This window comes from Thiobacillus sp. SCN 63-57, from assembly GCF_001725555.1.
Taxonomy (GTDB): domain Bacteria; phylum Pseudomonadota; class Gammaproteobacteria; order Burkholderiales; family Thiobacillaceae; genus Thiobacillus.
This window is the reverse complement of sequence record NZ_MEGP01000039.1, coordinates 14324-24033: the sequence shown is the minus strand read 5'-3', so window position 1 is coordinate 24033 and position 9710 is coordinate 14324. Positions and strand designations below refer to the sequence as shown.

8 protein-coding genes are annotated in these 9710 nt (G+C 62.1%); 1 reads left to right on the top strand and 7 read right to left on the bottom strand.

The genetic code is table 11. The features are described 5' to 3' along the window. Positions 1 to 130: 130 nt before the first annotated feature. Positions 131 to 487: a helix-turn-helix transcriptional regulator gene (locus ABT23_RS13650; protein ID WP_296636390.1), complete on the bottom strand. Its 357-nt coding sequence runs from the start codon at positions 485 to 487 to the stop codon at positions 131 to 133. Positions 488 to 1179: 692 nt separating this feature from the next. On the opposite strand from ABT23_RS13650, the gene ABT23_RS13645 reads away from it, so the two are divergent. Next, entirely contained in the window at positions 1180 to 3657 is a 2478-nt protein-coding gene (locus ABT23_RS13645; protein ID WP_296636387.1) for a tetratricopeptide repeat protein, read from the top strand. A gap of 10 nt (positions 3658 to 3667) precedes the next feature. On the opposite strand, the gene ABT23_RS13640 is transcribed toward ABT23_RS13645, so the two are convergent. The 6 genes from ABT23_RS13640 to ABT23_RS13615 are packed head-to-tail and all read right to left on the bottom strand — an operon-like array spanning position 3668 to position 9637. Further along, entirely contained in the window at positions 3668 to 4777 is a 1110-nt protein-coding gene (locus ABT23_RS13640; protein ID WP_296636384.1) for a class I SAM-dependent methyltransferase, read from the bottom strand. Positions 4778 to 4793: 16 nt separating this feature from the next. Next, entirely contained in the window at positions 4794 to 5945 is a 1152-nt protein-coding gene (locus tag ABT23_RS13635; RefSeq protein ID WP_296636381.1) for an iron-containing alcohol dehydrogenase, read from the bottom strand. 17 nt (positions 5946 to 5962) lie between these two features. Further along, positions 5963 to 7024 carry an FkbM family methyltransferase gene (locus ABT23_RS13630; RefSeq protein ID WP_296636378.1) on the bottom strand — a complete coding sequence of 354 codons (1062 nt, stop codon included), beginning with the start codon at positions 7022 to 7024 and terminating at the stop codon, positions 5963 to 5965. 12 nt (positions 7025 to 7036) lie between these two features. After that, positions 7037 to 8317, bottom strand: a complete 1281-nt coding sequence (locus ABT23_RS13625) for an aspartate aminotransferase family protein (RefSeq protein WP_296636376.1) — start codon at positions 8315 to 8317, stop codon at positions 7037 to 7039. A 19-nt stretch (positions 8318 to 8336) separates the two neighbouring features. Beyond that, on the bottom strand, positions 8337 to 8624 hold the full coding sequence (locus tag ABT23_RS13620) for an acyl carrier protein (RefSeq protein ID WP_296636373.1): 288 nt from the start codon (positions 8622 to 8624) through the stop codon (positions 8337 to 8339). Next, positions 8621 to 9637: a Gfo/Idh/MocA family oxidoreductase gene (locus ABT23_RS13615; RefSeq protein WP_296636394.1), complete on the bottom strand. Its 1017-nt coding sequence runs from the start codon at positions 9635 to 9637 to the stop codon at positions 8621 to 8623. The genes ABT23_RS13620 and ABT23_RS13615 overlap by 4 nt, the downstream gene beginning before the upstream one ends. Positions 9638 to 9710 lie beyond the last annotated feature (73 nt).

Below are 9710 nucleotides of genomic sequence, written 5' to 3'. Positions count from 1 at the left end.
AAATCCGAGATCCTCGGTTGATCTCCGATCAGGGAGCCAGATACAAAAAGGCCCGCAACAATGCGGGCCTTTTTCATTTCCAGTTGCCGCCCTTCGCATGCGCCCGTTCAGGGTCGACAATCAGCCTCGGCTAGTTCTCTTTGATTTCGCCGAGCAGTTGCGAGAATTTTTCCATCTGCTGCTGGGAAAAGCTTGCCCTTGCGAATGCAGCCAGCATCATCGCTTTCTGTGGGTTCATGCCTTCCAGCGAGATTGAGCGGTTCGCCACATCTGCCAGTTTGCGCAGGTTCGGCGTGGCGATACCTTTATGCTTGAAGAACGATTCGATTCTCGTTGCCCATTCTTCCGGGATCTTGCTTCGCCCTTTTTCCAAATTACTTAAAAAAGCCGAGGTCACGCCCAATGCGGCCGCCATTTCGCTCTGGGTCACCTTGGCGTCAAGCCTCGCTTTCCTTACAACTATCCCGAATTCCGTTAGATTGACCATATAGTTTCCATGCAAGCGTCCATCAACGATTAGGGGGATTCATTGATGCGTATCAAGAGGAGTAGCGTTAGCAGCTCGGCGAGGTTTCCCGTGGGGGAAGGCATGTCGATTCGTTTGATCGACACGCCATGAAAGACTAGCAAGACAGGCACCCCGGACATCCGGTGGTGGCGTTCGCTTGAGCTGGCGGGGTGATGCCTCTGTCCGGAGATCCCGGTGATTTGGCCAAAGACCGCACGGCCCAATACACGTATCGCGGCAAAAGGCTTCACGCCATCGTTTAACGCATCCAAGAATCCTTAATTTTCAGTACAAAATCCTCCTTATCCTGAGAGGATTTTTGTTTGATCCTCCAGAACATCAACGATCCTGGCGCCTTCGCATCGCAAGACCGTGCAAAACCGAGAGGCGCAGCAACAGAAATTATTGACGACCCCAATCATCAATCAAGCGATTGCCATTTTCAAAGACTTAATGTCAATGACTTATATAGGAAATGACTATGGGGTGGCGGATGGGCGTTTTATCCCGGTTTGATGCTGCCCGGAAGCGAAGACAGCGCATTTGCGGATGGCCGGTTCGTCGTCGATTGGTCCACGTTTCCGTTCATTCGCGCCGCGATCGTGCGGGCCTTCTCCAAGGATCGCTACAATAGCCGCTGAACCGGCTCCGCCTCCGTCCCCTAATGTGCCATGACAACCCAGAAAATCGCGCGTAACGATCCGTGTCCGTGCGGAAGCGGAAAGAAGTACAAGCAGTGCTGCCTGCTCACGGCAGGGCAACCCGCCTCCCCCGCTTCGGCGGCGATGGATCTCGTGAATGCCTTGCAGCGCGCCTCCGAGCACTACCAGGCCGGGCAGTTGCGCGAGGCCGACGCGGTTTGCCAGCAGATCCTGCAACTGTCGCCCAATCATCCGGATGCCTTGCATATGCAAGGGATGATCGCGTATCAGATCGGCATGCTCGATGTGGCGGCCATCCTGCTCGGCAGTGTGACCGAGATCGCGCCGAACTTTGCTGACGGGCACAACAACCTGGGGGTGGTGCTGATGGCGCAAGGCGCGCTGGACGAGGCGATCGCCCGCTACCGGCAAGCCATTGCGCTGCAGCCCAATCATGCCAACGCCCATTACAACCTGGGGAATGCGCTCAAGGAACAGAGCCGGATGGACGAGGCGATCGCCAGCTACCGCAAGGCCGTCGCGCTCACGCCGAACTATGCCCAGCTGCACAGCAACCTGGGCGATGCGCTGCAGACGCAAGGCCGGCTGGACGAGGCAATCGCCAGCTACCGCAAGGCCCTCCGGCTCGATCCGGATCTGGTGGAAGTGCACTACAACCTGGGCGATGCGCTGAGGGAGCGGGAAGACCTGGACGAAGCAGCCGCCAGCTACCGGCGGGCGATCGAACTCAAGCCTGACTATGCCGACGCGTACAACAACCTGGGCAATGTGCTGAAGGACCAGGACAAGCAGGACGAGGCGGCCGAGGCCTATCAGCAGGCCATCCGGCTCAAGCCGGATTTCGCCGAGGCCTACAACAACCTGGGCGTCATTTTCCAGAAGCAGGACAAGCTGAACGAAACGATCGCCTGCTGCCGGCAAGCCGTTTCGATCAAGCCGGATTTCGCCGAGGCCTACAGCAATCTGGGCGAGGCGTTCTATGCGCTGGGCCGTTTGGACGAAGCCATCGCCTCCAACAAGCGGGCGCTCGAGATCAGGCCCGACTCCGCCGAGACCTACAACAGTCTGGGAAACGCCCTCAGGGAACGCGGCCGGCTGGACGAAGCCGCCGCATGTGGCAGGCAGGCCCTGCTGCTCAAGCCGGATTTCGCCGAAGCCTACAACGGCCTGGGCAATACGCTCCAGGCGCAAGGCAGGCTGGATGAGGCCATTGCCTGTTACCGTCAGGTCCTGTCGTTCAAGCCGGATTCCACGATCGCCTACAGCAACCTGCTGTATACGATGCAGTACATGGACACCGTCACGCCGGCGGAAGTATTCAGCGAACACCAGCGCTACGCCGAGCGTTTCGAAACTCCGCTCAAGGCGCATTGGCGGGCCCACGCAAACAGCCGCGACCCCGAGCGGCGCCTCAGGATCGGGTATGTCTCCGCGGATTTCTACAATCATGCGGTGGCCTTCTTCATCGAGCCGATCCTGGCCGGACACGACAAGTCCCAGGTGGAGATCTATTGCTATTACAACCACATCAAGCGCGATGCCCATACCGAGCAGATCGCCGCCCACGCCGATCACTGGCTGGCCTGTTCGAAAATGAGCGACGAGCAACTCGCCGAACGCATTCGCGCGGACGGCATCGACATCCTGGTCGACCTGTCCGGACATACCGGCTACAACCGCCTGCCGGTGTTCGCCCGCAAACCGGCGCCGGTGCAGGCCACATGGATCGGCTACGCCGGGTCCACCGGGCTGACCGCGATGGATTACCGGATCACCAATGCGGAAATGGACCCACCCGGGCTGACCGAGCGCTACCACAGCGAATCGCTGGTGCGCATGCCGGACTCGGGCGTGGCCTACCGGCCGGCACCGGGCTGTCCGTCCGTCAATCCCTTGCCGGCCCTGAGCGCCGACACCTTCGTGTTCGCCTCCCTGAACAATCTGATCAAAATCAACCCATCGGTCGTCCATCTGTGGGCACGGATCCTGGAAGCACTACCGCACGCCAGGCTGATGCTTGGCAACATAACGGATGACGGCGTCCGGCAGCGGGTGATCGAACGGTTCGGCCAGGCGGGCGTGGAAGCCGATCGGCTGATCCTGCAGCCGCGCATGTCGTTCAGCGAGTACTTGGCGCTGCATCACACGATCGACCTGGCGCTCGACCCCTTCCCCTACAACGGCGGCACCACCACGATGCACTCACTGTGGATGGGGGTGCCGGTCATCACCCTCGCCGGCGAACACATGGTGTCGCGCTGCGCGGTTCCCTTGCTGTCGCGTGTCGGCCTGAGCGACTTCATCACGCACAACGAGGAAGACTATTTTCAGCTCGTCATGCGGATGGCGCAGGACTTGCCGGGACTGGATCGAATCCGGCAATCCCTGCGCGAGCGGATGAGTGCGTCGAACTATGGCCCGGAAACCGTCACGCGCCACCTGGAAGCCGCCTACCGGGAGATGTGGCGGACATGGTGTAGCAGTTGAGGCGCGCGCCTCAATTCACGCCGGTACGGCGCAGGAACAGGGTGTCGCCGCTGACGAACGCCGAATCGTAGAGGGGGCTGCCGAGCAGTTCGTCGCCCACCCGCCGCGGGCCGTCGCCGAACGCCCACACATAGTCGTCCAGCAGCAGCCAGCCGCCCTCGGCGAGATAAGGACTCCATAGCTCGACGTCCCGCCGCACGTGGTCGTAGCGATGATTGGCGTCGACGTGCAGCAGGCTCAGCTTCCCGCTGACCGGGATGCTGCCCAGTTCGGGACTGTGCAGCGCGCCGCTGCGGATGGCCGCCTCATACTGGCCTGTCGCTTTCTCGGAAGTTGCACGGATATACCCCACGTTGTCGAGCAAGGCTGCGGCATTCAGGAATACCCGGAAGATTTTTTCGCTGTCGATGTCGGTGTTGGCGAGTTCGACGTTGATGATCGCGGCGGCGGCGCCCTGGTCGGTCAGTTCGGCGGTGTTCCACGGATCGACGCAGATCATGCTGCCCAGCGTGTACTGGCGGGCCAGATAGCCCAGCGCAAATGCCGATCGCCCGTACAGGCATCCCACCTCGAGCAGGTCGCCGGGCGGCAGCAGGCGGGCTATGTCGCACAAGGCACGCAGCTTCCCGACGTCGGAATCGCCGGGAATGCTCAGGAACTGTCGGTGCAGCGCGGAATACCGCGCAGGCGACAAGGATGGACGGATCGCCTGGGGCGCCGCAAGTCCGGCAAGCGAGGAATCGGACGACATCGAAGCAGCCCATGCCTCGTGTGGCGCAAAGCGCTGCTGCGTCGCGGAAAACGGATCGGGTCTGCAGAGCGTGAAGCGGAAGCGGCCCGGGTGTGTTTTCAGGAGCGTGTTCAGATGGCGCCAGACGCCCTGATGCGGCGCATGGATCGTCGTCACCGCGTGCTGCTCAAGCGCGTTCTGCAAGGCCTGGTCGAAGGTCGGGTCGGTGATGAAGGGCAGCCGGATGAAATCGTCGACCGCTTTGTCCCCCGGGCCGGCCATGGCGGAACTGGCGCCGACGACCGCGAGGCCGAGTGCCTTCGCGGTCAGGATGAAGACGTCCGCGTCGTCGATATCGAGCGGGAAGATCAGTATTGTTGTCGTATTCATGTCAGGCGATGCCGATTCAGCAGGCATGATGCGTCCAGTCGAGGATGCATCTGAGATCGCGCGCGTCCAGGTTTGCACGGGCGAGAAAATCCGTGTCGGTCGACAGCCGCGCCACCATCTGCACCTTCTCCGCATCGCTGAGCAGCGGATGCGGATCGCAGCCCATCAGCGTGAAGTGATCGAGAAAATGCTGCCCTAGTTGGGCCGCATCGGACAGTGCCAGCTTGTCGGCAAGCTGGCGAGTACGCGTGGCATAGACGGGCTTGCCTGACAGCCAGACGAGCCAGCCCGGCATGACGACCCTGAGCGATGCGCCATGCGAAATGGGACGGTGGGCAGCCAGCGCATGGGTCAGGTAATGCAGGATCCACGGGACTTTCTTGCCGCAGGAAAACAGGTAGGACAGCGAGAGCGTCGACGCGAACATGGTGTTGGCCCGAAAGCTATACGAATCTTTCCAGGTTTGCAGTGCCGGCGTGTTCTTCAGCAGGTAGTGGATGGCTTCGAGAATGATCGCATCGACGATGCCCGTGCTGTCCTCCATCGAAAAATACTGTTCCAGCAGATGGGACAGGATGTCGGTGTAGTTGTCGGCCAGCACCTGCGGCGGCAGCGTGATCGTGTAGTCGGGATTGCAATAGGCAAAGCGCGGGCGCGTGGACAGGCTGCTGAATGCGATCTTCTCGTTGTCGGCGCGGCGGCTGATGACGAAGCCGCCGTTGGCCTCGGTGCCCGTTCCCGTGGTGGTCAGCACCACGCCGAGCGGCAGTGCGGGCGCGGTGAAGTCTTGCCGTGCCGCGTGATACGCCCAGATGTCGCGTGCCTGGTTGGCCGCCAGCAGGGCGATGGCCTTGGCGGCGTCGATCACCGAACCGCCGCCGATCGCCAGGACGAAATCCACACCGTGATCGAGCGCGAGTTCGGCGCCTGCTCCGACGAATTCGTCATCCGGGTCTTCGGGGCATCCGGGATGCTCGAGGTACGCGATGCCGCGCGCTTCGAGCAGGCCGGTCATGTCGTCGTAGCTGCCATTCAGGCGCGCGCTTTCGCGTCCATAGACCAGCAGGGCCTTCGCAACGGGCTGTTCGTCCAGCTCCCGTTCCAGCAGCGATCGCGCGCCGGACCCGAACAGGATCCGGGTCGGCATGGAGAACGCGAAATCAAGCATGGGCGGACGCCGTGCAGTCAGACCGCATAGAGGACGGTTTCGATCGCGCTGATCGTGGAGTGATGCTTGACGTGCAGGCGGTAGCCATAACGCTCGCTGATGATGACGGGGATCCTGAAGTAGTCGTCGAGGTTGTGGTACAGGCACAGGCACAATTTGGGACGGTCGCGTTCGATCGTGCGATGCGCGCCCTGGACGACGCGTTGCTCCGAGCCTTCGACGTCGAGGGCGATCATCGACACCTTGCCCTCGACATAGTCGTCGATGGCGACGCCTTCGTGCTGGTAGGTGCTGTTGGCCGCGTCCGCGGTGACGTGCGCGTCGAGCCCGGAATTGGACATGTCGTCGTCGAAGCTCAGCAGCGTGTTCTCGCTCCAGAGGATCTTGTTGTGGATCGTCACCTGCGGCGCGGTCTTGAATTTCTCCCGGAGGTAGGCCGACCAGGTCTTGCTCGGTTCGAAGGCCGCTATGCGGATGGCGGGATTGTTTTCAAGGGCGCGGTCGAGATGCTTGCCGTTGAAGGCGCCGGCAAACACGAGCTGGCCGGAGGCGTCGAGCCGTTCGTTGATGTCGTTACCGAAATACGGGCTGGCGCTGAAGAGGGACTGGTCCCAGAGCCGTCCGCACAGGATGTTTTCGATGCAGCCCCGGTAGGTCTTCTTCGACACCGGATCGGCGAGCAGGCCGATGGCCCGGTCGCACTGGTCCATGTTTTTTTGCAGGTAGTCGTAGACCTCGAAGGTCCGGCAATGGAACAGCGGGAAATAATAGAGCTCGCTTGCAACCACCCTGGCCTGCAGTTCCAGCAGGCCGGCCGTAATGATGATCACGGTGTCCTTGGGCAGCATGGCCTGCACGTCCTTGAAAGGCAGGACGGGGATGCCCCAGAGCGTCTTCTCGGCGATCTCGCGCGTGCTGTCGCAGACGCCGTAAGGCGTGGGCAGGAGCTTGCCGTCACCGCAGTACTGCTCGACGAAGCCCTTGAGCCGTCGCCCGGCGCCCCACAAGATGAGCTTTTTCCCCTGCAGGCCCTTGATCGTGTTGGCCAGGTAAGTCGTGTCGATCTCTGAAAATAACATGGGGGTCGCTCGCTAGAGAGGTTGATCGAGTGTTGCCTGGAACAGAGCCAGCGTGGCCTTCAATCGGTCCGCAAAAAAATCGAAATCCGCCTCGGTGGCGGCGTAGTTCGGCAGCAGGCGGATGGTGCGGCCGAGATTGCAATGCTGGAGCAGCAAGCCGTTCTGCTGCGCCAGCCTGCAGAACAGGTCGCCCGCCTGTTTGCTGTCGAGCCTGCCCGTGTCGCTCAGGTCGAATGCGCACATCAGCCCCTGGCCTCGGGGATTGCCGATAAGGGAGGATTCGGCAGCAATCGCGCCGAGTTTAGCCAGCAGGTAGGCGCCGGAGGCGCGGTTCCGCTCGAGCAGGCCGCGGTTCTCGATCTCGTCGATCAGGTGGGACACCAGGGCGCCGGCATATGACTCGTTCTGGTGGGAGCTGAAATACTCCATCGCGAACTTCGCATGCGGGACGGTATGGCCGTTGGCAATGACGCAGGAGACCGGGTAGCCCATCCCCATGGCTTTTGCGGACACGACGAAATCGGGCACGCATCCGAGCTGTTGATAGTAGAACCAGCTGCCCGTCCTGCCGAAGCCGGTCTGGCACTCGTCGAAGACCAGGAAGATGCCGTTGTCGTCGCAGAGTTGTCGGACCGCCTGGAAATAGCGGCGCGACGGAAAGTAGAATCCGCCGCCCGAGATGATGGGCTCGAAGATCGCCGCGGCAATGTCGTCCTTGCAATCGCCGATGGTCTGCCGGAACGCCTCGATGCAGCGGTCGGTTTCCGCTTCGTCGTCGGCATGGGCACGCGGCGCAGGCGTGACGTACGAGTGCTCGACCGGCGGCCGGATCCGGTCGCGCGACATCGAGTACGCGGCGCTGCCGTGCGTCAGTCCGTGATAGGCCTTGTCGAAGGCGATGACGCCCGGCTTCTCCTTGATGTGCTTCGCGTACTTGAGGCAGCATTCGACGGCCTCTGCGCCGGTCGACAGGAAGAGGATGCGGCCGTTCATCTCCGGGGCGCGGTCATGAATCTGCTTGGCGGCCAGCAGGACCGACCGGGTCAGGGTAGACGTGTCCGTGTCCTGCAGGGTCTGGGCGATCTCCTGCATCTTGCGGGCGACGCCGGGATCGGAGTGGCCCAGCACCGCGCAAAACTGGCCGCTGTTCAGATCCAGGTACTGGTTACCGTCGGCATCCCAGACGTAGCTGCCTTGCCCCCGCACCAGGACGATGTCGCGGAAGCTCAGCACGGGAAGCATGTAGCGTCCGTATTCGGCAAGCAGGGATGCGTTGTTGTCTGGCTGGCTCATGTCAGGTTGCTCAATGGAATCAAGGTGCGGGGGATCGATCGCATTTGTCGTCGATCAATGCAACCAGTCCGCCGACGGTTTTTGCCTGGTCGCCCAGCATGTCCGCTTCCGAGAACTGGATGCCGAAGCGCTCTTCGATGCGAAAGACGAATTTGATGAAGGCGAGCGAATCGATATGGCCGACGTCGAGGTACCGGTAGGCGGGCAGCGCGGCAGGTTCCGGGACCGCGCCCTTTTCTTCGAGCAGCTGCACGATGAAATCGTAAACGGCTTGGGACCTGGCGTTCGTCTGGTCGGGGCGCGTCATACCGTTTCCCATTTTCGTGTTTGCGCGGATCGGGAAATGGCCTCCAGGAAGCGCAAGCCCTCTTCCGATTCCTGGGCACCGTAGACGAACGCGTTGCGCGTCATGGCGCCGGATTGATGCTGGCGCAACTGGTCGGCAATATCGGCGTAGAGATTGGCGAAAGCCTCGATGAACCCGGAGGGATGGCCGGATTTGAAACGGTTGTAGCGCAACTGCCGGGCCAGGTCGGCGTCGCCGGACCCGCGGTCGATGAGCAGCCTGCGGCCGTCGGCCTGGCTGAACAGCAGATCCTCGGGCTGCATCTGGAACCACTCGGCGCTGGCGAGACTGCCGTAGACGCGTATGCGCAGGCCGTTGCGGTTGCCGAGCGCCGTTTTTCCGAACCAGGACTGTACCCGCAGGTCGTCCTCGTAGTGCGCAAGGCAATAGACATTGTCGACGATGTCGCCGAACTGGCCATAGGTGGCCTGATCGCCGATGACTTCGAGCGGCGCCTTGCCGCCGGTCAGGAAATGGACCAGATGGTGGGCGTGCACGCCGAGATCGAGCGACACCGTGGGAACGGCATGGTCCTTGAGACGCCAGGCTTGCGGCGCAGCCGCCTGCCGCAGGAAGCCTTCCTGGGGGATCTCGATCTGGATCTGCTGGAGGCGCCCCAGCTGGCCGTCGGCGATCATGCGGCGCAATTCGCGCACCATCGGGTAGCCGGAGTAGTTGTAGGTCACCGCCAGGAACCCATGGTTGCGGGCCACCGCGTCGTCGATGCTGCGGCACGCTTCGCTGGACACCGCCAGGGCCTTCTCGCAAATGACCGGATAGCCGGCATCGAGCGCGGCGATCACGCTATCCCGGTGATCCGGCGTCGGCGTCAGTACCAGGATGGCATCGAGCGATGACTTCTCGCTTTCCAGGAGCGCGTGCCAGGTGGCGTGCGTGCGCTCGGCCGGGATGCCGTACGTCCGCGCCGTCTCCTCGTTGACGTCGGCACGCCGGCTGAAGCACCCGCTGTCCACGCGAAAATGGCCGTCCAGCCGGCTGGAATTGTAGTGCGTGTAGCCCACGGCCGAATTCAGGGCGCCGCCGATG